The following is a 23,758-nucleotide window of genomic DNA, read 5'->3' on the forward strand; positions in this document are numbered from 1 at the left end:
TAAACCGAAGGCCGTCTGAAAACTGATGTTTGGGTTTCAGACGGCCTTATTTATTGTTGAGGGTTCATCTTAATGATGTTCGTGGCGATGCTCTTGATGATGTTTGGGCTTGGCTGCGTGGTGTTTGGCTTTAGGTGCAGGTTTTTTCATTTTTTGCAGTTTGGCTTTTTCGTGCATACGCTCTTGTTTCGGATGCATTTCGTGTTTGCCGTGTGCAGAAGCGACAGGAGCAAATACCAAGCCGGCAGCCGCAACCATCAAAGAGGTCATTTGAATCAGTTTTTTCATATTTATCTTCTTTCAAGGAGTTGATTTGAGGTAAAAATAAGAATTTATTCGCACTCAAGCGATGGACAAATATTAATGGCTTTGACTGTCAGCTGCTGTCAGCATTCGGCGAAATCTGTTCAAAATTTGGCAATAGAAGTATGGCGACACAATGATGTAGCAAGGTTTTGAAAGTTTACCGTCAATTTTGACAAAACGTCTTTACACATTTCCCAAACGACAAAAAGCGCGAACCTTTCGATTCGCGCTTTTTTTCAGATGGCATCAATTATTTTTTGTCGTCTTTTACTTCTTCAAAGTCGGCATCTACAACGTCGTCGTCTTTCTTAACTGAAGACTCGGCTTGTGCGCCCTCGCCTGCTTGTGCTTCGGCTTGCGCTTGAGCGTAAACCATTTCGCCCAATTTTTGGCTGGCTGCGCCCAAAGCCTCGGCTTTGGCATCGATAGCGGCTTTGTCGTCGCCTTTAACTGCTTCTTCAGCTTCTTTCAACGCAGCTTCGATTTTTTCTTTCTCGGCAGCGTCGAGTTTGTCGCCGTAGTCAGCCAGAGATTTTTTCACAGAGTGAATCAGAGCTTCGGCTTGGTTGCGGGAAGCGACCAATTCAGTCAGTTTTTTATCTTCTTCAGCGTTGGCCTCGGCATCTTTTACCATGCGTTCGATTTCCTCTTCGCTCAAACCTGAAGAACCTTGGATGGTAATGTTGGCTGCTTTGCCAGTACCTTTGTCTTTGGCAGAAACGTGCAAGATACCGTTGGCGTCGATGTCGAAAGTAACTTCAATTTGTGGCATACCGCGTGGTGCAGGTGCGATGTCGGTCAAGTTGAACTGACCCAAAGATTTGTTGGCAGAAGCGCGTTCGCGTTCGCCTTGCAGTACGTGGATGGTTACTGCGCTTTGGTTGTCTTCGGCAGTAGAGAACACTTGAGACGCTTTAGTCGGAATAGTAGTGTTCTTTTGAATCAGCTTGGTCATCACACCGCCCATGGTTTCGATACCCAAAGACAGAGGAGTTACGTCCAGCAGCAATACGTCGCTACGGCCGCCGCTCAATACTTCGCCTTGAATCGCTGCACCTACGGCAACAGCTTCGTCAGGGTTCACGTCTTTACGAGGCTCTTTACCGAAGAAGGCTTTAACGGCTTCTTGTACTTTCGGCATACGGCTTTGACCGCCGACCAAAATCACGTCGTCGATGTCGCTGGTGCTCAAGCCGGCATCTTTCAATGCAACTTTACAAGGCTCGATAGAACGTTGGATCAAGTCTTCAACCAGGCTTTCGAATTTGGCGCGGGTAATTTTCATGGCCAAGTGTTTCGGACCGGTTGCGTCCATAGTGATGTATGGCAGGTTGATTTCAGTTTGCTGACCGCTGGACAATTCGATTTTAGCTTTCTCAGCAGCTTCTTTCAGACGTTGCAGAGCCATTACGTCTTGTTTCAAATCAATGCCTTGTTCTTTTTTGAACTCGTCAATGATGTAGTCGATCAAGCGTTGGTCGAAGTCTTCACCGCCCAAGAAAGTATCGCCGTTGGTAGCCAATACTTCAAATTGTTTGTCGCCGTCGAGGTTGGCGATTTCGATGATGGAGATATCGAAAGTACCGCCACCCAAGTCATATACGGCTACTTTGCGGTCTTTGTTGTCGCCTTTGTCCATACCGAATGCCAAAGCGGCAGCGGTCGGCTCGTTGATGATGCGTTTTACGTCCAAACCTGCGATGCGACCTGCGTCTTTAGTCGCTTGACGTTGACTGTCGTTGAAGTAGGCAGGAACGGTAATCACGGCTTCGGTGACTTTCTCACCCAAGTAAGCTTCAGCGGCTTCTTTCATTTTGCGCAGGACCTCTGCGGAAACTTGCGGCGGAGACAACTCTTTGCCTTGCGCTTTCACCCATGCGTCACCGTTGTTGGCTTTGATGATTTCGAAAGGCATGGATTCGATGTCGCGTTGGACTTCTTTGTCTTCAAATTTATGACCGATCAAACGTTTTACAGCGTAGATGGTGTTTTTAGCGTTGGTTACGGCTTGGCGTTTTGCCGGTGCGCCGACGAGGACTTCGCCGCCGTCCAAATAAGCGATAACGGAAGGAGTGGTGCGTGCACCTTCTGCATTTTCGATGACTTTGGTTTGACCGTTTTCAGAAATGGCCAAACAAGAGTTGGTTGTACCTAAGTCAATACCGATTACTTTTGCCATATTATGTTGCTCCTAATAAATAAACTTTTCTAAATTAATAATCCTGTGGAACATTTCGTTCCGATGGCTTGTAAATAAGGTTGCTTCATTTTTTTTCAAGGCTTAATTTGAATTTTTTTTTAAATTAAATTCAAGTATTTGATTTATTTATCCACAAGCCGTTTATTCTTTTTTCAGATGGCCGGCTTTAATTTTCCGATTCCGGTTTATCGGAATGATTTTCCAATAGCGGAACATCAGGCTTTAAAACCAGATAAGGCCGTCTGAAGATTTTATGCTTGATAAACTTTATCAAGCGGTGCCTTCAATCTTCTTTTTTCGCCACGACAACCATCGCAGGACGCAGCACACGGTCAGATAGTGTGTAGCCTTTTTTCATCACGCTGACGATGGTATTCGGCTCTTGCTCGCTGACGACTGCCTGCATCGCTTGATGTTGGTGCGGATCGAGTTTGTCACCCGGCTGTGGGTTGATTTCTTTAATGTGTGTGGCATCAAATGCTTTTTGCAGCTCGTTCAAAGTCATTTGCACGCCCATTTTCAGGGCATCGAAATTACCGCTTTGGTCGAGCAGCGCCATTTCAAGATAGTCTTTGACAGGCAGCATTTCGGCCGCAAATTTTTGTCCGGCGAATTTATGGGTATCGGCAATTTCTTGCTGATGGCGGCGGCGCAGGTTTTGCTCGTTTGCCAAACCGCGCAACTCGCTGTCTTTGAGTTGGCCTTCCAACTCGGTGACACGCGCCTGAAGCTCTTCGTAAGTCGGTTCTGCTTGTTCGGTTTCAACGGTTTCGGCAGTTTCTACGGCTGCCGCTTCTTCTGCTTCGTGTTGATGTTGTTCGTTATGCTCCGTCATTTCTGACATCCTTTTAGCGTGTTGATATTCGATGTTTCATATATAAGGCCGTCTGAAAAAACTTCAAGCATTTGAACGTCGATTATCAAATGCCTTGTTAAAAGACGTTGGAAAACGGTAAGATAGCCATCTGATTTTATTCTTCAGACGGCCTCGAATATGAAAAAAGACCATTTGAATTCAACCGATTTTAATCTGTGGCACACCATCCGCGAAGAAACCGAAGCTGCCGCCGCGGCCGAACCGATGCTGGCAAGCTTCCTGCATCAAACCGTGTTGCGCCACGATTCGCTCGATTCGGTACTTGCCTACCATCTTTCCAGCAAGCTCGGCAGCCCGATTATGGATGTGCGCGCGCTGTTTGAAATTTATCAGCAGGCTTTGAGCGTGGACACCCGTATCAGCAAATGTGTCGAGGCCGACTTGAAAGCCATTTACGAGCGCGATCCGGCTTGTGACGAATATTCGCTGCCGCTGTTGTATTTCAAAGGCTTCCACGCCGTACAGGCACACCGCATCAACCACTGGCTCTATCAAAACGGCCGTAAAACGCTGGCGTATTTCCTGCAAAACCGCATGTCGGAAGTCTTCGGTGTCGACATTCACCCGGCCGCCCGTTTCGGTCACGGTTTAATGCTCGACCATGCCACCGGTTTTGTGGCCGGCGAAACCGCCGTCTTGGGCAACAATATTTCCATCCTCCACGGCGTAACGCTGGGCGGTTCGGGCAAAGAAAGCGGCGACCGCCACCCAAAAATCGGCAATGGCGTGATGATTGGTGCGAACGCTTCGATTCTGGGCAACATCCGCATCGGCGAAAATGCCAAAATCGGCGCAGGCAGCGTGGTGGTTGCCGACGTGCCGTCTTCGATTACCGTTGTCGGCGTACCGGCCAAACCGGTCGGCCGCTCTTCCAAAACTCCGTCTGCCGATATGGATCAAAGCATTCAATTATCAACAACGGATTTTGTGATTTAAGCAATCTGCCATTTAAAAGGCCGTCTGAAAGATTTGTTCTTTCAGACGGCCTTTTATGATTTAAATCTTGGTGTTAATCGCGTTTGCGCAAGACTTCCAAATGCGTTTTAACCTGCTTGACTTTCTCTTTGGTAAACAAATTGGCAATGTTTTTCCAAATGCTGTGATAACCGTAAGGCCCGTGTTGCATTTCGGCTTTTGCCTCTTCCACCGGCCAGCCTTGATAAATGATGCGGTACATTCCGGCAATCAAACCGGTACGGTCCGCGCCGTGATAACAGTGGATAAGCACTGCGCCGTTTTGCTGTTGTTTTTCAATCAGGTATAGGATTTCCGCAATCTCTTTCGGCTTAATGCTCCATGACAGCAACGGACGGTTTAGCAAGGTCAAACCATACGCCTTCAAATGATCGTCATCGTTGCGGTCGAAAAAGCGCAGGTTGATCACGCTTTGAATGCCCAGCTTGACAATGGCTTCGCCATCTTCGACAACAGGCTGCTCGCTGCGGTAAAGCTTGTCGTCGATGCGATAAAGGTTGGCATCGTGTTTGACGGGGGTTGCCCAGCGTTCGGACTGAACGGCTTTGTTGCCGTTATCCGGCGGCGCGGACGAGCAAGCGATGGGCAAGCCGGAAGCGAGAAGGCACAATAAAAGACGGCGCATAAAATTCCTGTATGAAAATCAATTGAAAATCAAAATATCATACGATTCTATCAAAACCCGTTCGGATATTCTATCCGCGCAAACCGCGTTACAATAAAGCCTCTTTTTTCAGACGGCCTTTCATCATGACCTGCCTTGCTTGGAACACCACACCCACCCTTGCTACCCTTTGCCGCGCCATCGAACAACATACCGCGCCGCTTTATTTGATTGTCTGCCTGCCTGAAAACCATATTCCCAATTTTCCGCTGTCAAATCATCCCTCCGAGCTTGAAGGCCGTCTGAACAACCGTCTCGCTCAAACCATGAAATGCCTTCAGTTCAACAGCGTCAACGTTTTAGAAAACCTCTTGCCTGATGTGCATCTCTGGCTGGTTCCGCCACACCGCGCCGACCGCTTACACGAACATTTCCATCATATCGAATGGCAAACCGAAGCCATACCCCAATCCGCCCCAACTCCCCTAAAACCTTGGTTCAGACGGCCTGAACATCAAACTGCACCCGAACACGTCCTGATCATCGGCGCAGGCATTGCCGGCGCAGCGACCGCGCGCAAACTGGCGGAGCACGGCGTACGCGTTACGGTTTTGGAGGCAGGCAAAGCGGCGCAGGCAGGCAGCGGCAACCGCCAAGGCTTGCTCTACGCCAAAATATCGCCACACGATACCGAACAAACCGAGCTGTTGCTGACAGGCTACGGCTACACGCGCCGATTGTTGGAAGACTTGCTGCCCGACTCCGACGTATGGGGCGGCGACGGCGTATTGCATTTGAATTTTGACGACAGCGAACGCAAACGCAATCAGGCCTTGGGTTTGCAACACCAGCATAAACACCTCTACCGCAGCGTATCTGCCGAAGAGGCTGCGCACATTGCAGGCATAGACGTATTTTCAGACGGCCTTTATTGGCCGCAAGGCGTATGGCTGAATCCGCCCGCCGTCGTGCATACCTTATTGAATCATCCGCTGATTGAGTTGCACGAACACTCGCCGCTGACCGCCGTATCGCATGACGGCACACAATGGACGGCACACACACCGGACGCACATTTCAACGCCAGCCATATCGTTTACTGCATGGGCGCGCACAGCCCGAATGCCACCGACACCAACGTCTCCGCCCTGCCTTTCCGCCAAATCCGCGGACAAACCGGCGTTGTGTCCGCCAGCCTGTTTTCACAAAAACTGCGTTGCGCCATTTCCGGCGAAAGCTACATCAGCCCGAACTGGCAAGGCCGCCACTGCTACGGCGCGACATTTATCCTCAACAGCAACGATGAAACTTGGTATCCAAACGAAGAAACCGAAAACCGCTCCGCCCTGCAACAGCTCAATCCGCCATTGGCACAATCCCTGTTTGAGCAAAATTCGTGTTCAGACGGCCTTCAAGACACACAAGGCCATGCCGCCCTGCGTTGCGACAGCCTCGACCACTTGCCCGTTGTCGGCGCACTCGGCGACATCGTTGCCATGCAGTCCGCCTACGCCAAACTGGCATTGGACAAAAACTATCGCCTCGACAATATCCCCTGCCCTTACCTGCCCAATGCCTACATCAATACGGCACATGGCACGCGAGGCCTGGCGACAGCCCCCATCTGCGCCGCCGCCATTGCGGCCGAAATACTCGGTTTGCCGCATCCGCTATCGCAAAGGCTGAGAACCGCGCTGCACCCCAACCGCGCCATCATCCGCGCGATTGTTCGGCAGCAGCCGTTGTTATCCGTTTAAAGATTTCGTTTTAAATAAAAAAGGCCGTCTGAAAGTCATCAAAACTTTCAGACGGCCTTTAGCTATCCGTTAACTGATTAGAATTTCCATTCCAACGATACGGCGTAGTTGCGGCCAGGGGCGCGGTAGCGGTCTAAGCCTTTGCCGTCTTTATCCACAGAGTTCGTGGTGCTGTAGCTGTACAGGCCGCGCAGGGAATCCCAAGTGGTGTATTTGCGGTTGAACACATTATACACGCCTGCACGCAGGGTCAGGTTTTTCACCGGTTTGTAGAAGCCGTACATATCAAACACATAAGCCGACTTGTTCAGCCATGGATAATCTACTACTTTTTCTTGCAAAGGCGTACCCCAGCCGTTGTCTTCATAAACGGTATATTGTGCGTCTTTGGCTTTTTTCGCACCCAAATAAGTCAGACGGGAGAACACGCCCCATTTCTCGCTCGGGCTCTCGTAATCGACACCGGCAATCACTTTCAGAGGCTGAGTGGACAGCAGGCTGTTGTCGCCCGACAGTTTGCTTTTCGCGTAGCCCAGCGAGCCGAACAGCTTCCAGCCTTCAGGTACGAAAGAGACTACTTTGTCCAGATTCAGACGGCCTGTCAGCTCAAGACCCCGGATTCGGGCCTTGTCAATGTTTTGCATCTGCCAATCCAGTTTTTCGGAATAAGGATTGCTACAAATACCATAGTAGTAATTCATCTGAGTACAGCCGACATCGCCACTGGTGGTCAGCTTCTGCTCTTCAGACAGGAAGTTGCGGTAATTGCTTTGATACAGGTTGGCATCCAAAGTACCTTTTTCGCTGCGGCCTTGCAGAGAAAGGGTATGGGTGGTGCTGCGCTCGGCTTTCAGGTTCGGATTAGGCAACCAGTTACCTGAGCGGTGTTTGTAAGTGAAATACACTTCAGACGCATTCGGCACGCGGAAACCGGAAGTTACATCGTAACCCAAACGCCATGTCTGACTCAGCTGTGCAGCCAAGCCGACAAAACCGCTCCAGCCTTTATAAGTGTTGGCTGCAGGTGGTGTTTTGTCGCAGGCATTACAGTTGGCATTCAATTCCTGAGGCGTCATCTTAGTGTGGTCGTAACGGATGCCCGCACGGCTTGAAAACACATTGTTCCATTGGATTTGGTCGGACAGCGAGAAACCGTAGTTGGTGGTTTTCACCGGATGCTGGATGGTGCTGGCTGTTCGGACGATGCGGCCGCTGAAGAAATAATCGTCGCGGTTTAAATTTTCAAAATCACGGCGGCTGGCAAAGGCCTTGAACGACAGGCGGTGCTGCCCGCCCAGTTGCAGCGGCTGGCTGTCCATACGCAATGTAATGCGTTTGAAGGTTGTATCCATGCTGCGGTTGTAGATTTCGTCCAAATCCTTCTGATTGTAGTTGCGCGTCCAGGTAGAATAATCCATCGGGAACGAGCCTTTGTTGTTAACCGCCGCTACTTTGGTTTTCTGATAATCGAAGTCCGCTTTCAACAACGACAACCAATTCGAATCGGGCGTCCACTCGTAAAACAGGTTGGCATTGCGCCGTCTGTTTACGTCATCGGCTTCGCGCCAAGAAGAAGCGGTCAAGTTATAAGACTCTTCGATCGTGTAATTGTGGCCCTGCTGACCGTTGAGAGATGCTCCGATACGGTGGTTGTCGTTGATTTGATAAGCAATCTTACCCAAGAAGCTGTGGTATTTGTGTTGGGACGGATCAGGAATACCGCGAGCAGAACCACGGATATTCGCTCCGCTGCCGGCACCCTCTACCGGATAACCACGCTCGCCCGCGCTTTCAGTCTCATGGCCGCGACGTTGCGAATACAGCAAAGCGGCATCCACGCGGTCGTTGTTCAAACCGAACCCAAGTGTATTTGTCCATTCGCGGTTGCGGCTGCTGTAACCGTTTTTCATCATCACGCCGAACTGACGCTCAGGCAACAGCAAATCATGACCTTGCAGGGTTTGGTAATTCACGCCGCCACCCAATGCACCGCTACCGGTATTGAAAGAGTCTGCACCCTTCACGATTTCGATGTTGCGCACGAGTTCGGGGTCGATAGACAGACGCGAGCTGTTGAAGTTGCCATAACGGGCATACAGCGAGTTTTCTTCAGAATCAGGCAGGTTTACGCCGTCAATGCTGATGCCGACACGGTTGCCTTCCACGCCGCGTACGGCAAAGCCTTTTTGATGGCGGCCACTGTCGCTCAAGCCAACGTCGGTGGAATAACGTACCAAGTCTTTGTTGTCACGTACCATTTCTTGTTGGATACGGCCAAGGTTGACGCGTTCCACGGCTGCAGGCGCATTGCGCTGGCCTTTAACGCGGACTTCTTTTATTTCTGCTTTAACGGGTGTGGTTTCGGTTGCAGCTTCATCCGCTGCCAAGACTGAATTGCCGAAAATACTGCCGACCAGCGCAGCAATAGGGAGCATTTGTAATGGTTTCATATTATCAACTCAAGATGTAATGGATTGTTCATCCATCAGTTAATACATAATAAATTTTCTGATAATCATTAATGATTAATAAGACAGCAACCCGTTCAGACAAAACTTTGTAGTGTAATTAAAGGCCCCTGCAAACATCCACGCCGAGACCTTGTCTGTTTGATTTAATTATTTTTTAGAGTCTGTGCGGCGTCATACCTTCAGGCGCTTCCGCACCTTCCGGCAAACCGAAGGTTTCGCGCAAAATCACTTTATAGAATTCAAAAGCTTCGCGCGCGCCTTGAATGGCTTCCGCTTCAGCTTCCGGAGTCAAGTTCAAAGCGTTCAGATGCTCGACAAATGCGCGCCAGTGTTTGCCTCGGCCGTTTGGATGCGGGGCCAAGTGGCGTGCGCCGAATTCGCCGGTGTATTCGAGTTTTTGAGCGTGTTTGAACAAGAATGCCGCGCCCAAATTAGAACCTTCGGCGCAATACAGCCAGCCGATGGCTTTATTACCGGTTTCGTGTGGCAATTCTTTGTCAAATTTGTAAGGCTCTTCGCCCAAGTCTTTCAAGTCTTGAGTCACGGCATCGTAACGTGCCATGTATTCAAGCTCTGGAATGGCTTTGTTCAATTCGGCATCTTTATAGATGTGATCGACAGCCTTGTGGAAAACAGATTGAAGTTTCAAGAATTTGATGTAGTTTTCTTTGCTGGCAAAAGGCTGAACGGACATAACCAAGTTATCAACGCTGTCGTGCGTTGTCGTGGTTTGCTCTTTCAAGCGTTTGGCGAAAGTCAGCTCTTGTGTTTCACTCATGATGTTTCCTTTGAATTAAGAGACTAATGGTTTCAGACGGCCTTTATAGTTAAAAATACCGTCTAATTTAAAAAGAATCGTTTTAAAAACAAAGAAGATAATTTTTAACCTGCTTCAGATTCGTTGACCGCGTACCTTCCACAGATCTACAAGACTCATCGTGTTTTTAATTAATGAGAATATATCTTATTTTTAATATAATAACAATAAACCAAACTAAGACCTATTAATAAAATTTAACAGCCCATAGCAATAACCTTCTAAACCCTTTTCAAACTTTTCAGACGGCCCAAACCTTATTAAGCAGCTGCCATTCAATCAAATATCGACCTAAATTTGAGCTATCCTTCTGTTTTCCTTTATAATGCGACACTCTTTGCACCTTCTTTATCCCCTGCCGAACCATGAAACGGATTCCTGCCTACCATCGTTGGTGGCGCTACAAGTCTTATCTTCCTGATGCGACGCTGCCTGCACATACGGTGGAATGCCCGGATTGCGGCTGCCGTATGGATATTCCGCGCCTGCGTCAGGGACAGGAAGCGCATTGTCCGGTATGCAACCATGAAATTGTGGAAGTAGAAAACAATCCGTATATCGCGCCGATTGCCTATGCGCTGACAACCTTGATTCTGATGGCTTTCGCCTACAATATGGTGTATATCCGTGTGGATTTGTTCGGCGTGACATCGATTTTGTCGTTGCCGCAAATGATGCGGCTTTTGATTTCGCTGGATTATGGTTTTCTGGCGGAAGTGATGTTTATCCTCACCTTCGGCGCGCCTTTACTGTTTTTACTGCTCTGCCTGTATGTTTATACGGCTTTGATACGCGAAAAGGCCTACCCTGCGCTGCGCTTTGCGACGCGTGTATTGGTGCGGTTACGTCATTGGATCATGGTGGATGTGTTTTTCATTTCCACTTTGGTGGCGTATATCAAGCTCTCGTCCGTTGCTACAGTAGAGTTCGGCTCGGCGTTTTACCTGATGTTTCCGTTGTCGGTCATGCTGATTCGGACTTCGGTATCGATTCCGCAGCATTGGGTTTATTATAAGATTCACCGTTTAACCGGCGGCCATGCGGTTCAGACGGCCACTGAAGACAAAATCTGTTGCAGCCGCTGCCTGTATTTCCGCAATAAAAACGAGCAACCTTGCGGCGTATGCGGTGCAGACTTATACCGCCGCCGCCCGAAAAGTCTGAGCATTTCGCTGGCGTTTTTAATGGCGGCGTTTATCCTGTATTTCCCTGCCAACATCCTGCCGATTATGATTTCGTCCAATCCGACGGCTTTGGAGATCAACACGATTTTCAACGGCATTGTTTATATGTGGGACGATGGCGATCGGTTGATTGCCGTGATTATCTTTAGTGCCAGTATTATGGTGCCGGTTTTGAAGATTATTGCGATGGCGGTTTTGATTTATTCCGCATACTTCAAACCCGTGATGAGCGCGGAAAAGATGTCGGTTTTGTATCGGATCACCGAATCCATCGGCCGCTGGTCGATGATTGATATTTTTGTGATTATTATTTTGATGAGTTCGTTCCACACCAATATGGCGCGCGTCGTGCCGGGTGGTGCGGCGATTTACTTCTGCCTGGTTGTTATTTTGACCATGCTTTCGGCCTATTATTTCGATCCCCGTCTGATTTGGGACAAGCAACAGCAGCTTTCAGACGGCCTTGATTCTGAGCAGACCTTAACACAATGAAAAAACACGATTCTTCACCCAATTATCACGCCCCGGCGCGTGTCAAGAAAACCAATGTCTTCACGTCTATCGTGTGGCTGATTCCGCTGATTGCGCTGATTGCCGGCGGCTGGCTTTTGGTTAAAGACATCCGCAACCGCGGCCCTGTCGTTACGCTGTTGATGGACAGTGCCGAAGGCATCGAAGTCAACAACACCATTATTAAAGTGTTGAACGTCGATGTCGGACACGTTACCCGCATCAAATTGCGCGACGACCAAAAAGGCGTGGAAGTCACTGCACAGCTCAGCGCCGATGCCAAAGACCTTATCCGCAGCGATACCCAATTTTGGGTGGTCAAACCACGTATCGACCAAAGCGGCGTTACCGGCTTGGGAACCTTACTTTCCGGCTCATATATCGCATTCACACCAGGCAAAAGCCAAGAAACCAAAGATGTATTTGTCGTCCAAGACATTCCACCGATTGCCGCCATCGGTCAAAGCGGCCTGCGCCTGAATTTGATCGGCAAAAACGACCGCATCCTCAACGTCAGCAGCCCGGTTTTGTATGAAAATTTTATGGTCGGCCAAGTAGAAAGCGCGCATTTCGACCCGTCCGACCAAAGCGTGCATTACACCATTTTCATCCAAAGCCCCAACGACAAACTGATTAATTCCGCCAGCCGTTTTTGGCTGGAAAGTGGCATCAATATCGAAACCACAGGCAGCGGTGTCAAACTTAACTCCGCCCCTCTGCCTGCCCTGCTGTCCGGTGCGATTTCCTTTGACTCGCCTAAAACAAGCGACAGCAAAAACGTCAAAAGCGAAGACAGCTTCACGCTTTATGACAGCCGCAGCGAAGTGGCCAATCTGCCTGACGACCGCTCGCTGTATTACACTGCATTCTTCAAACAATCCGTACGCGGCCTGACTGCCGGTTCGCCTGTCGAATACAAAGGCCTGAATGTCGGCGTGGTTTCCGATGTCCCTTATTTCGACCGCAATGACAGCCTGCACTTATTTGAAAACGGTTGGATTCCCGTGCGTATCCGCATCGAGCCTTCCCGTTTGGAAATCAATGCCGACGAGCAAAGTAAAGAACATTGGAAACAACAATTTCAGACGGCCCTAAACAAAGGCCTGACCGCCACCATCTCCAGTAACAACCTGCTGACCGGCAGCAAAATGATTGAGTTGAACGATCAGCCTTCCGCCTCGCCTAAGCTGCGACCGCATACCGTTTATGCAGGCGATACCGTTATCGCAACCCAAGGCGGCGGTTTGGACGATTTGCAGGCAAAAGTGGCCGACTTGTTAGATAAGTTCAACAATCTGCCATTGGATAAAACCGTTGCCGGCTTGAACGGTTCGCTTGCCGAACTCAAGTCCACACTCAAATCTGCCAATGCCGCCCTAAGCTCTATCGACAAACTGGTCAGCAAACCGCAGACACAAAACATTCCGAACGAGTTGAACCAAACCCTGAAAGAGTTGCGTCAAACCCTGCAAGGCGTATCGCCTCAATCGCCTATCTACGGCGACGTACAAAATACGCTGCAAAGTTTGGACAAAACCTTAAAAGACGTTCAACCCGTGATTAATACTTTGAAAGAAAAACCCAACGCGCTGATTTTTAACAGCAGCAGCAAAGACCCTATCCCGAAAGGAAGCCGATAATGCGCCTCTTCCCGATTGCCGCCGCCCTGACGCTTGCCGCCTGCGGCACTGCGCAAAGCACACAATATTTCGTCCTACCCGACAGCCAGTACATCCGTCCGGCTGCACAAGGCAACGAAATCGCGGTCAAAGTCAACCTTGCCGAACCGCTTGCCAACGGCGGCCTCGTTTACCAAACCGATGCCTATCATGTGAATCTGGCGAAAAACCACCTTTGGGCGGCTCCGCTCGATGGTGCATTGGCGGCAAACCTCAGCAACAAGCTCAACCGCCTCAATCCGCATCGCACCTTTGTGCCTGCTTCACGTAGCCAAAGCAGCCAAACCCTGAAAGTCTATATCGAAGCCTTCCAAGGCAGCTATCAGGGGCAGACCACCATCAGCGGTTATGCACAATGGCCGGACGGACGCAGCAAACCGTTTAACGCCATCACGCCGCAACAAGGCGACGGCTATACCGCCATGCTCGAATCGTTGGAAAACGGTTTGTCACAGGTTGCCGATACGATTGCCTATTAAACCCAAAGGCCGTCTGAAAAAACTTTCAGACGGCCTTTTTTATGTTTCAAACATTCATCACAACGCGCGGTCAAAATACAAAGCCACGCCGGAACGTTCGCTCATCGCCAACAAATAATCCATCAATTTCTGCGGCCATTGGATACCACGCACAACGGTCAGGTTGCGCAAAATAGGGAACGTCAGGATATCTTCCAAACTGATTTCACCGCCCAAGCCTTCGCCTTCGCACACCAGCGCTTCCAGCTCTGCCAAGTCTTGATGCAGACGCTCCAGATATTGTGCCGTTTTATTCAGATTAGTCTCGAAATTGCCGATACTTTTCTCTTTTTTGTCGATAAAGTATTTTTTCGCTTCATCGGTCTCAAATTCGGGCAAACCAATTTTGACCATGCGCGGCTGTACCAGTTTGTTATTGTATTCACCCACTTTGTCCAACCAAGCCTGTACTTCTGGACGAACTTCTTCTTTCAGACGGCCTTGATCGATGTAACGGACAATATCCAAACTCTCGCCCATAAACGAACCGTCTTCTTTTTGCAGAATCGGCACTTGTTTTGAGCCAATCATGCCAATCGGTGTAGTTTCGTCATCGTTAGCCAAGACAACTTCCTCCACCGCCACATCGCGCAAGCCGAAAATCATCCTTGCACGAACGCAAAACGGGCAATGGTCGTAAATATACAGTTTCATCGAAATACTCCTTAAAATTTCAAAACGGTTAACCATAACACCCAAGGCCGTCTGAAACAAGGCTTCCTGAAACATAGTGCCACATTCGCATACAAATCTAGGGCTGTCGGCAATAAACTGTTACAATGGCAACGTTTTTATCAAAAAGAAAAAACGCACGCCATGACCACTATTCGCCAAACGCCCCAAACATCGAGTGCAACGCTGGAAGGCCTCCTCGCTTGGTTCGACGGCTATGTTGCCGCGCTGCCCGATTCCGATAAAAACCTGATTCAGACGGCCTTTGACTTAGCTAAAGAACATTACCCCGCCGATGCCCTAACGACTTACGGCGAGCCATTAATGGAACATTTTCTCGGCTCGATGCAAATCGTCAGCGAACTCGACCTCTTGCCTGATGCCGTGGCGGCTACGATTTTGTCCGACATCGGCAAATACGTTCCCACTTGGCAAGAATTGGTTACCGAACGCTGCAACAGCACCGTTTGCGAGCTGGTCAAAGGTGTGGACGAAGTGCAGAAACTGACCCAATTCGCCCGCGTGGATAGCCTTGCCACGCCGGAAGAACGCAGCCAACAGGCCGAAACCATGCGTAAAATGCTGTTGGCGATGGTTACCGACATCCGCGTCGTCCTGATCAAACTGGCGATGCGTACGCGCACCCTGCAATTTTTAAGCAACGTTCCTGACAATCCTGAAAAGCGCGCCGTTGCCAAAGAAACCCTCGACATTTTTGCCCCGCTCGCCAACCGCCTGGGCGTGTGGCAACTCAAATGGCAGCTCGAAGACTTGGGCTTCCGTCATCAAGAGCCGGAAAAATACCGCGAAATCGCCCTACTTTTGGACGAAAAACGCACCGAGCGCCTCGAATACATCGAAAACTTCCTCAATATCCTGCGTACGGAACTGAAAAAATACAATATTCATTTTGAAGTTGCCGGAAGACCGAAGCACATCTACTCCATTTACAAAAAAATGGTGAAGAAAAAGCTCACTTTCGACGGCCTGTTCGACATCCGTGCCGTACGGATTTTGGTGGACACCATTCCCGAGTGTTACACCACCTTGGGCATTGTCCACAGCCTCTGGCAGCCGATTCCGGGCGAGTTCGACGACTATATCGCCAACCCAAAAGGCAACGGCTATAAAAGTTTGCACACTGTCATCGTCGGCCCGGAAGACAAAGGTGTGGAAGTCCAAATCCGCACCTTCGACATGCACCAATTCAACGAATTCGGTGTCGCCGCCCACTGGCGTTATAAAGAAGGCGGCAAGGGCGATTCCGCCTACGAACAGAAAATCGCCTGGTTGCGCCAACTCTTGGACTGGCGTGAAAACATGGCCGAAAGCGGCAAGGAAGACCTCGCCGCCGCCTTCAAAACCGAACTTTTCAACGACACGATTTACGTTTTGACCCCGCACGGCAAAGTCCTTTCCCTGCCTACGGGCGCGACCCCCATCGACTTTGCCTACGCCCTGCACAGCAGCGTGGGCGACCGTTGCCGCGGTGCAAAAGTCGAAGGACAAATCGTGCCGCTGTCCACACCTTTGGAAAACGGACAACGTGTTGAAATCATTACTGCAAAAGAAGGCAATCCTTCCGTCAACTGGCTCTATGAAGGCTGGGTCAAATCCAACCGCGCCATTAGCAAAATCCGTGCCTTCATCCGCCAGCAAAATGCGGATACCGTGCGCGAAACAGGCCGGGCCCAACTGGACAAACAGTTGTCAAAAATCTTCCCCAAACCCAATCTGCAAGCATTGGCGGAAAAACTCGGCTTCAAAAAAACCGACGAACTCTATACGGCCATCGGCCAGGGCGAAATTTCCAACCGCGCCATCAGCAAGGCCTGCGGCGCTTTGATCGAACCGGCTCCGGTACCGGTTGACGAGACAAATATCGTCAAACAGTCCAAAATCAAAAAAGGCGGCAAAAACGGCATTCTGATTGACGGCGAAGACGGCCTGATGACCACGCTTGCCAAATGCTGCAAACCCGCGCCTCCTGACGACATTATCGGTTTCGTTACACGCGACCGCGGTATTTCCGTCCATCGCTGCACCTGCCCTTCTTTCCGCCACCTCGCCGAGCAGGCTCCGGAAAAAGTGTTGAATGCAAGCTGGGCAGCCTTGCAAGAAGGACAAGTATTTGCCGTCGATGTCGAAATCCGCGCTCAAGACCGCTCCGGTTTGCTGCGCGACGTTTCGGATGCGCTGGCGCGTCATAAACTCAACGTTACCGCGGTGCAAACCCAATCGCGCGATTTGGAAGCCAGTATGCGCTTTACCCTTGAAGTCCGCCAAGTCAACGACCTGCCGCGCGTATTAGCCAGCTTGGGCGACATCAAAGGCGTTTTAAGCGTAACGCGCTTATAATTCCCATTCCCCCATCTAAAGGCCGTCTGAAAGTATTGCTTTCAGACGGCCTTTCACACATCGGCTGCCAATATATAACCTACGCTTCTATCCTTACAATCAGCCGTTATTTCCTGTTTGCCATATTCTCAGGCAAACTCGCCATCCGCATGATAAAGAAAGATATTTTTATTCTTATATTAACCTTAAGGAAACTTCATGGACACACGAGACCTGTTCCCTCATGAAATTTTGCAGGACGCCATCGGCAAAAGTTGCGCCAAATCTGAATTCAGCATCAAGATGTTGGTGATTTTGAGTTTCTTGGGCGGCGGTTATGTCGGCTTCGGTTATCTTGCCTGCCTGCGCGTCATCAGCGGCATTCCTGCCGAATGGAACGGTCTGGCCGCCCTGTTGGGCGCATCCGTGTTCCCTATCGCACTGATTTGTATCTTAATCGGCGGCGGCGAGTTGGCAACAGGCAATATGATGATTATGGCTTTGGGCAGATTAACCGGCCGTGTCAGCACCTACAAACTGGTACGCAACTGGCTCATTGTCAGCTTGGGCAATCTGGCAGGCGCCGTTGCCATGGCCTATTTCCTCGGCCACTACGTTGGCCTTGCCGAAGGACCGGCCGCAGCGAAAACCATTGCCATTGCCGAAGCTAAAGTCAATATGGACTTCGGCCGCGCATTCGTTTCTGCCATCGCATGTAACTGGATGGTGTGTATGGGCATCTGGTTTTACTTCGGCGCACGCCATACTTCAGGACGAATCTTAGCCATGTGGTTCCCTGTTATGATCTTCGTATTAATCGGCTTTCAACACTTTGTTGCCAATATGTTCATCATTCCGGCCGGCATTTGGGCGGGCGCAAACGTCAGCTGGGGTCAATTTTTCTACAATATGATTCCCGTTTTCTTAGGCAACGTCCTGGGCGGGTCATCCTTTGTCGCAGCCTCTTATCTCTTTGCTTACAAACACTTACTAAAAGACGATTTTTCTATTTAATGTAGTCTTTTTTTCTAAAAATCCCGTATTTGCCCGACACAGATACGGGGTTTCTGCACAAGGCCGTCTGAAAGTCCAAGTCGTTTAATTACTTTTTCTCTTTAATCCCCAAAAAACATCAGGAAAGATAGTTTCACACACTTTCCTTCGTCATCATCGGTAAAAATTTATATATTTTTATGTTTTTAAATGACTTAGCCAAAAGGCGGCATCAATTTCGAATAAAGGCTGAGTTCTTCGCTTTGCAAAAGCGACTTTTTACGGTATGCTGGTTTAAATTATTTACAATTTAATGCATTAAAATTTCGTATTTTATTGTATTTGAAAATAATTTATCCTGTCTCTCTCGCAAAAAACAGGATTTTTAAGCTGTATTTTTATTAGAAAAAAGTTTGGGTATGAATTGCTTGCAATTTCAAACCCGTTTTAAAAGTTAGATGAGGAATAAGTACATGAATCCCATGTATATCACTTTCGCGATCTATTTGGTCGCCGTATTACTGATCGGCCTCGCCGCCTATTTTTCAACACGAAACTTCGACGACTACATTCTCGGCGGCCGCAGCTTAGGTCCGTTCGTGACCGCGATGTCTGCCGGTGCTTCCGATATGTCAGGTTGGCTTTTGATGGGTTTGCCAGGTGCCATTTACCTGAGCGGTTTGAATGAAGCTTGGATTGCCATTGGTCTGATTGTGGGTGCATACCTCAACTGGCTCTTGGTTGCAGGCCGTTTGCGCGTGCATACCGAATACGCCAACAACGCACTGACGCTTCCTGATTACTTCTTCCACCGCTTCGGTGCCGGCGGTCACTTGATGAAAGTGGTTTCCGCACTGATTATCTTGTTCTTCTTCACTATTTACTGTGCTTCAGGCATCGTAGCCGGTGCTACCCTGTTCCAAAGCCTGTTCCACGGTATGTCTTACACTCAAGCCATGTGGCTGGGTGCCGGCGCGACCATCGCCTACACTTTCTTGGGCGGTTTCTTGGCAGTAAGCTGGACCGATACCCTGCAAGCTTCTTTGATGATTTTTGCATTGGTACTGACTCCTGTCATGGTGTACTTGGGTTTGGGCGGTGCTGATCAAATGAACGCTGCCATCCAACAAGTTGCCGCTTCTACCGGTAAAGAATACGGCAGCCTGTTTGCCGGTACTACTTTCATCGGCATTATCTCTACCGCCGCTTGGGGCTTGGGCTATTTCGGCCAACCACACATTTTGGCCCGTTTCATGGCTGCTGAAAGCGCTAAATCTCTGGTTTCTGCACGCCGTATCGGTATGACCTGGATGGTTCTGTGTATGGCCGGTGCCGTGGCTGTCGGCTACTTCGGTATCGCTTACTTCGGCGCCAACCCTGCCCACGTTGATGAAATGAACGGCAACCACGAACGTATCTTCATCGCTTTGGCTACCCTGCTCTTCAACCCTTGGATTGCCGGTATCATCTTGAGCGCGATTCTCGCCGCCGTAATGTCTACCCTGTCTTGCCAATTGTTGGTTTGCTCCAGCGCGATTACCGAAGACTTCTATAAAGGCTTCCTGCGTAAAAAAGCACAACAAGCTGAATTGGTATGGATTGGCCGTCTGATGGTATTGGCGATTGCCGTGATTTCCATCCTGATTGCTTCTGATCCTGAAAGCAAAGTATTAGGCTTGGTAGCTTACGCATGGGCTGGCTTTGGTGCCGCATTCGGCCCGGTCGTTATCCTGTCTGTACTGTGGAAACGCATTACTGCCTACGGCGCACTCTCCGGCATGATTGCAGGTGCACTGACTGTAGTAGTTTGGGCTGAGTGGATCAAAAAACCTGCTTTGGCCGCACAAGAAACAGGTTTCGCTACTGTCTATGAAATCGTCCCCGGCTTTATCATTTGCACACTCGTGATTGTTTTGGTGTCCCTGATCGACAAAAAACCTTCACGCGAATTGCAAGAACGTTTCGAAAAAGCAGACGCAGAATACCGCGCCTCTAAATAAGACGTTTTCAGACGGCCTGCATGATTCCGTGCAGGCCGTCTTTACGACATAAACTGTTTCAAAATAATCTGAGCCTTATCAGAAAAAACAGCAATTTATGCGGAAGCATCTTGTATCCGCATCATAATTTTATTACGATATTACTATCCTTCAGAATGCTTGTTTTAGCAGTCTTAATTCAGGCCGTCTGAAACCATGAAAAAACCTTTGGAGAACATAAATAATGTTTAACTTCGCTTTTCCAACACAAACTCCTCTGCGTCAAGCTGTAACTGATGCCTACCGCCGCGATGAAATCGAGGCCGTTCAGGATATGTTGCAACGTGCACAGATGACCGACGAAGAACGCAATGCCGCCTCCGAGCTTGCCCGTCGTTTGGTTACTCAAGTCCGCTCCAGCCGCACCAAAGCAAGCGGCGTAGATGCCTTGATGCACGAGTTCTCTCTCTCCAGTGAAGAAGGTGTTGCACTGATGTGTCTGGCCGAAGCCCTGCTGCGTATTCCGGATAATGCAACCCGTGACCGCCTGATTGCCGACAAAATCTCTGAAGGCAACTGGAAAAGCCACTTGAACAATAGCCCTTCCCTCTTCGTTAACGCGGCTGCATGGGGTCTGCTGATTACCGGCAAACTGACCGCGACAAACGACAAACAGATGAGTTCCGCATTAAGCCGTCTGATCAGCAAAGGTGGCGCACCTCTGATCCGTCAAGGTGTGAACTACGCCATGCGCCTGTTGGGCAAACAGTTCGTAACCGGCCAAACCATTGAAGAAGCGCTGCAAAACGGTAAAGAGCGCGAGAAAATGGGTTACCGCTTCTCTTTTGATATGTTGGGTGAAGCCGCATACACCGAAGAAGATGCCAACCGCTACTACAACGACTACGTTCAAGCCATTCACGCCATCGGTAAAGATGCCGCAGGCCAAGGCGTTTACGAAGGCAACGGTATCTCCGTTAAACTTTCCGCCATCCACCCACGCTATTCACGCGCCCAACACGAACGCGTTATGAGCGAATTGTTGCCACGCCTGAAAGAATTGTTCCTTTTGGGTAAAAAATACGATATCGGTATCAACATCGATGCCGAAGAAGCCAACCGTCTCGAATTGTCTTTGGACTTGATGGAAGCTTTGGTTTCCGATCCTGACTTGGCCGGCTACAAAGGTATCGGTTTCGTTGTTCAAGCCTACCAAAAACGTTGCCCGTTCGTTATCGACTATCTGATCGACCTGGCACGCCGCAACAACCAAAAACTGATGATCCGTTTGGTTAAAGGTGCATACTGGGACAGCGAAGTGAAATGGGCTCAAGTAGACGGCATGGAAGGCTATCCGACTTACACCCGTAAAGTCCATACCGACATCTCCTATCTCGCCTGCGCACGCAAACTCTTGGATGCGCAAGATGCCGTGTTCCCACAATTTGCCACCCACAACGCCTACACTTTGGGCGCAATCTACCAAATGGGTAAAGGCAAAGACTTTGAACACCAATGTCTGCACGGCATGGGCGAAACCCTGTACGACCAAGTGGTCGGCCCGCAAAACTTAGGCCGTCGCGTACGCGTGTATGCCCCGGTCGGCACACACGAAACCCTGCTTGCCTACTTGGTACGCCGTCTGTTGGAAAACGGGGCGAACTCTTCTTTCGTGAACCAAATCGTTGACGAAAACATCAGCATCGACCGCCTGATTAAGAGCCCGTTCGACACCATCGCCGAACAAGGCATCCACCTGCATCCGGCATTGCCTCTGCCGCGCGATTTGTATGGCAAAGGCCGTCTGAACTCCCAAGGCGTCGATTTCAGCAACGAAAACGTATTGCAAAACCTGCAAGAAAAACTCAACCAAGCTTCTTCCGAAGACTTCCACGCCGCGTCTATCGTTAATGGCGAAGCGCGTAACGTGGGCGAAGCGCAACCCGTCCGCAACCCTGCAGACCACAACGATGTTGTCGGCACTGTCAGCTTTGCCGATGCGGCATTGGCTCAAGAAGCTATTGGTGCAGCCGTTGCCGCCCTGCCTGAGTGGAGCGCCAAACCTGCTTCAGAACGCGCCAACTGCCTGCGCCGTTTTGCCGATTTGTTGGAACAACACACGCCTGCATTGATGATGCTGGCCGTCCGCGAAGCCGGTAAAACCCTGAACAACGCCGTTGCCGAAGTACGCGAAGCCGTTGACTTCTGCCGCTACTATGCCAACGAAGCTGAGAACACCCTGCCTAAAGATGCCAAAGCTGTCGGCGCAATCGTTGCCATCAGCCCATGGAACTTCCCATTGGCCATCTTTACCGGCGAAGTGGTTTCTGCATTGGCAGCCGGTAACACCGTTATCGCCAAACCTGCCGAACAAACCAGCCTGATTGCTACTTACGCAGTTTCCCTGATGCATCAAGCCGGTATTCCGACTTCTGCGCTGCAACTCGTACTCGGCGCAGGCGATGTCGGCTCTGCCCTGACCGGCGATGCCCGCATCGGCGGCGTGATCTTTACCGGTTCTACCGAAGTAGCGCGCCTGATCAACAAAGCCCTGTCCAAACGCGACGATAGCCCTGTCCTGATTGCCGAGACCGGCGGTCAAAACGCGATGATCGTGGACTCTACCGCCCTGCCGGAACAAGTCTGCCTCGACGTATTGAACTCTGCCTTCGACAGCGCGGGCCAACGTTGTTCTGCCCTGCGTATCTTGTGTGTTCAAGAAGATGTTGCCGATAAAATGATCAACATCATCAAAGGCGCAATGGACGAATTGGTTGTCGGCAAACCGATCCAACTGACCACAGACATCGGCCCTGTCATCGATGCTGAAGCCCAACAAAACCTGTTGGCCCACATCAACAAAATGAAAGGCGTAGCTAAGGCTTACCACGAAATCAAAACTGCCGCCGACGTTGATGACAACAACTCTACCTTCGTTCGTCCAATCCTGTTTGAATTGAACAACCTGAACGAGTTGCAACGCGAAGTGTTCGGTCCTGTACTGCACGTTGTCCGCTACCGCGCCAGCGAATTGGATCAACTCATCGACCAAATCAACGCCAAAGGCTATGCTCTGACCAGCGGTGTACACAGCCGTATCGAAGGCACTGTCGACCATATCCGCGACCGCATCGAAGCCGGTAACATCTACGTTAACCGCAACATCGTTGGTGCTGTTGTCGGCGTACAACCTTTCGGCGGTCACGGCTTGTCCGGTACCGGTCCAAAAGCAGGCGGTTCATTCTATCTGCAACGCCTGGTTCGTACTCCTGAATGGGTTGCCCCAACCCTCAGCCGAATCGGCCAAGCAGACGAAGACGCACTCAAACGTTTGGAAACCCTGGTTCACAAACTGCCGTTTAACGCAGAAGAGAAAAAAGCCGCAGCCGCAGCTTTGGGTCACGCCCGCGTCCGCACCTTGCGCAAAGCCGAAACCGTATTGGTCGGCCCGACCGGCGAACGCAACTCATTGAGCTGGCGCTCTCCAAAACGTGTTTGGGTACATGGCGGCAATCTGCTGCAAGCCTTCTCTGCCCTGACCGAGCTGGCAGCCGCAGGCATTCAAACCGTTGTTGAGCCAAACAGCCCACTGGCTTCCTACTCAGCCGATTTGGACGGTTTGTTGCAAGTCAACAGCAAACCTGAAAACGCAGGCATCAGCCATGTTGCCGTTATCGAGCCTTTGAGCAGCGAGCGCAAACAAGAGTTGGCCGGCCGCGACGGTGCGCTCATCCGCATCCTGCCTTCCGAACAAGGTCTGGACATTCTGCAAGTATTTGAAGAAATCTCTTGCAGTATCAATACTACCGCTGCTGGTGGTAACGCCAGCCTGATGGCAGTTGCCGACTAATCGTAGCCAAATCAAAGGCCGTCTGAAAT

At 50.1% G+C, this 23,758-nt stretch carries 16 protein-coding genes; 9 read left to right on the forward strand and 7 right to left on the reverse strand.

Features of this window, described 5'->3' with window-relative positions; translation table 11 throughout:
• Positions 1-69 precede the first annotated feature (69 nt).
• The 3 genes from ACTHSA_RS10015 to grpE all read right to left on the reverse strand — a co-directional run bounded on the left by ACTHSA_RS10015 (position 70) and on the right by grpE (position 3,350).
• Positions 70-288 carry a hypothetical protein gene (locus ACTHSA_RS10015; RefSeq protein WP_049336244.1) on the reverse strand — a complete coding sequence of 73 codons (219 nt, stop codon included), beginning with the start codon at positions 286-288 and terminating at the stop codon, positions 70-72.
• Between the two features lie 268 nt (positions 289-556).
• Positions 557-2,485: a molecular chaperone DnaK gene (dnaK, locus tag ACTHSA_RS10020; RefSeq protein WP_049336246.1), complete on the reverse strand. Its 1,929-nt coding sequence runs from the start codon at positions 2,483-2,485 to the stop codon at positions 557-559.
• Between the two features lie 304 nt (positions 2,486-2,789).
• Entirely contained in the window at positions 2,790-3,350 is a 561-nt protein-coding gene (gene grpE / locus ACTHSA_RS10025) for a nucleotide exchange factor GrpE (RefSeq protein ID WP_049336248.1), read from the reverse strand.
• A 150-nt stretch (positions 3,351-3,500) separates the two neighbouring features.
• On the opposite strand from grpE, the gene cysE reads away from it, so the two are divergent.
• The gene (cysE, locus tag ACTHSA_RS10030; protein WP_004520667.1) at positions 3,501-4,319 is read left to right on the forward strand and encodes a serine O-acetyltransferase; all 819 of its coding nucleotides are present in this window, start codon (positions 3,501-3,503) and stop codon (positions 4,317-4,319) included.
• Positions 4,320-4,392: 73 nt separating this feature from the next.
• On the opposite strand, the gene ACTHSA_RS10035 is transcribed toward cysE, so the two are convergent.
• Entirely contained in the window at positions 4,393-4,983 is a 591-nt protein-coding gene (locus ACTHSA_RS10035; protein WP_070588085.1) for a tyrosine-protein phosphatase, read from the reverse strand.
• Positions 4,984-5,108: 125 nt separating this feature from the next.
• On the opposite strand from ACTHSA_RS10035, the gene mnmC reads away from it, so the two are divergent.
• The gene (gene mnmC, locus ACTHSA_RS10040) at positions 5,109-6,719 is read left to right on the forward strand and encodes an FAD-dependent 5-carboxymethylaminomethyl-2-thiouridine(34) oxidoreductase MnmC (RefSeq protein WP_070624812.1); all 1,611 of its coding nucleotides are present in this window, start codon (positions 5,109-5,111) and stop codon (positions 6,717-6,719) included.
• A gap of 77 nt (positions 6,720-6,796) precedes the next feature.
• On the opposite strand, the gene ACTHSA_RS10045 is transcribed toward mnmC, so the two are convergent.
• Both ACTHSA_RS10045 and ACTHSA_RS10050 read right to left on the reverse strand, forming a co-directional pair.
• On the reverse strand, positions 6,797-9,169 hold the full coding sequence (locus tag ACTHSA_RS10045; RefSeq protein WP_070624814.1) for a TonB-dependent hemoglobin/transferrin/lactoferrin family receptor: 2,373 nt from the start codon (positions 9,167-9,169) through the stop codon (positions 6,797-6,799).
• Positions 9,170-9,344: 175 nt separating this feature from the next.
• A complete protein-coding gene (locus ACTHSA_RS10050; RefSeq protein WP_004520663.1) occupies positions 9,345-9,968 on the reverse strand; it encodes a biliverdin-producing heme oxygenase in 624 nt (207 codons plus the stop codon).
• Positions 9,969-10,372: 404 nt separating this feature from the next.
• On the opposite strand from ACTHSA_RS10050, the gene ACTHSA_RS10055 reads away from it, so the two are divergent.
• Genes ACTHSA_RS10055 through ACTHSA_RS10065 form a run of 3 tightly spaced genes read left to right on the forward strand, consistent with a single transcriptional unit; the run spans position 10,373 to position 13,859 of the window.
• Positions 10,373-11,683, forward strand: coding sequence for a paraquat-inducible protein A (locus tag ACTHSA_RS10055; protein ID WP_083307445.1), 1,311 nt, complete (start codon positions 10,373-10,375; stop codon positions 11,681-11,683).
• Positions 11,680-13,341, forward strand: a complete 1,662-nt coding sequence (gene pqiB, locus ACTHSA_RS10060; RefSeq protein ID WP_049344638.1) for an intermembrane transport protein PqiB — start codon at positions 11,680-11,682, stop codon at positions 13,339-13,341. The genes ACTHSA_RS10055 and pqiB overlap by 4 nt, the downstream gene beginning before the upstream one ends.
• A complete protein-coding gene (locus ACTHSA_RS10065; RefSeq protein ID WP_004520659.1) occupies positions 13,341-13,859 on the forward strand; it encodes a PqiC family protein in 519 nt (172 codons plus the stop codon). The genes pqiB and ACTHSA_RS10065 overlap by 1 nt, the downstream gene beginning before the upstream one ends.
• 57 nt (positions 13,860-13,916) lie before the next feature.
• Here the strand turns inward: ACTHSA_RS10065 and ACTHSA_RS10070 are convergent, their stop codons facing one another.
• On the reverse strand, positions 13,917-14,627 hold the full coding sequence (locus ACTHSA_RS10070; protein WP_004520658.1) for a GrxB family glutaredoxin: 711 nt from the start codon (positions 14,625-14,627) through the stop codon (positions 13,917-13,919).
• 87 nt (positions 14,628-14,714) lie between these two features.
• Here ACTHSA_RS10070 and ACTHSA_RS10075 point away from each other — a divergent pair, with 87 nt between their 5' ends.
• From ACTHSA_RS10075 to putA, 4 genes are all read left to right on the forward strand, one after another.
• Complete coding sequence (locus ACTHSA_RS10075) at positions 14,715-16,928, forward strand: RelA/SpoT family protein (protein WP_070624816.1); 2,214 nt, start codon at positions 14,715-14,717, stop codon at positions 16,926-16,928.
• Between the two features lie 198 nt (positions 16,929-17,126).
• Positions 17,127-17,921 (forward strand): formate/nitrite transporter family protein, encoded by a 795-nt coding sequence (locus ACTHSA_RS10080; RefSeq protein WP_004520655.1) that lies wholly within the window; start codon positions 17,127-17,129, stop codon positions 17,919-17,921.
• A gap of 452 nt (positions 17,922-18,373) precedes the next feature.
• Positions 18,374-19,900: a sodium/proline symporter PutP gene (gene putP, locus ACTHSA_RS10085; RefSeq protein WP_049336262.1), complete on the forward strand. Its 1,527-nt coding sequence runs from the start codon at positions 18,374-18,376 to the stop codon at positions 19,898-19,900.
• A gap of 223 nt (positions 19,901-20,123) precedes the next feature.
• Positions 20,124-23,729 carry a bifunctional proline dehydrogenase/L-glutamate gamma-semialdehyde dehydrogenase PutA gene (gene putA, locus ACTHSA_RS10090; RefSeq protein ID WP_440378881.1) on the forward strand — a complete coding sequence of 1,202 codons (3,606 nt, stop codon included), beginning with the start codon at positions 20,124-20,126 and terminating at the stop codon, positions 23,727-23,729.
• Positions 23,730-23,758: the final 29 nt, after the last annotated feature.

It is taken from the genome of Neisseria sp. P0008.S002 (assembly GCF_051962805.1).
GTDB classification, from domain to species: Bacteria; Pseudomonadota; Gammaproteobacteria; order Burkholderiales; family Neisseriaceae; genus Neisseria; species Neisseria perflava.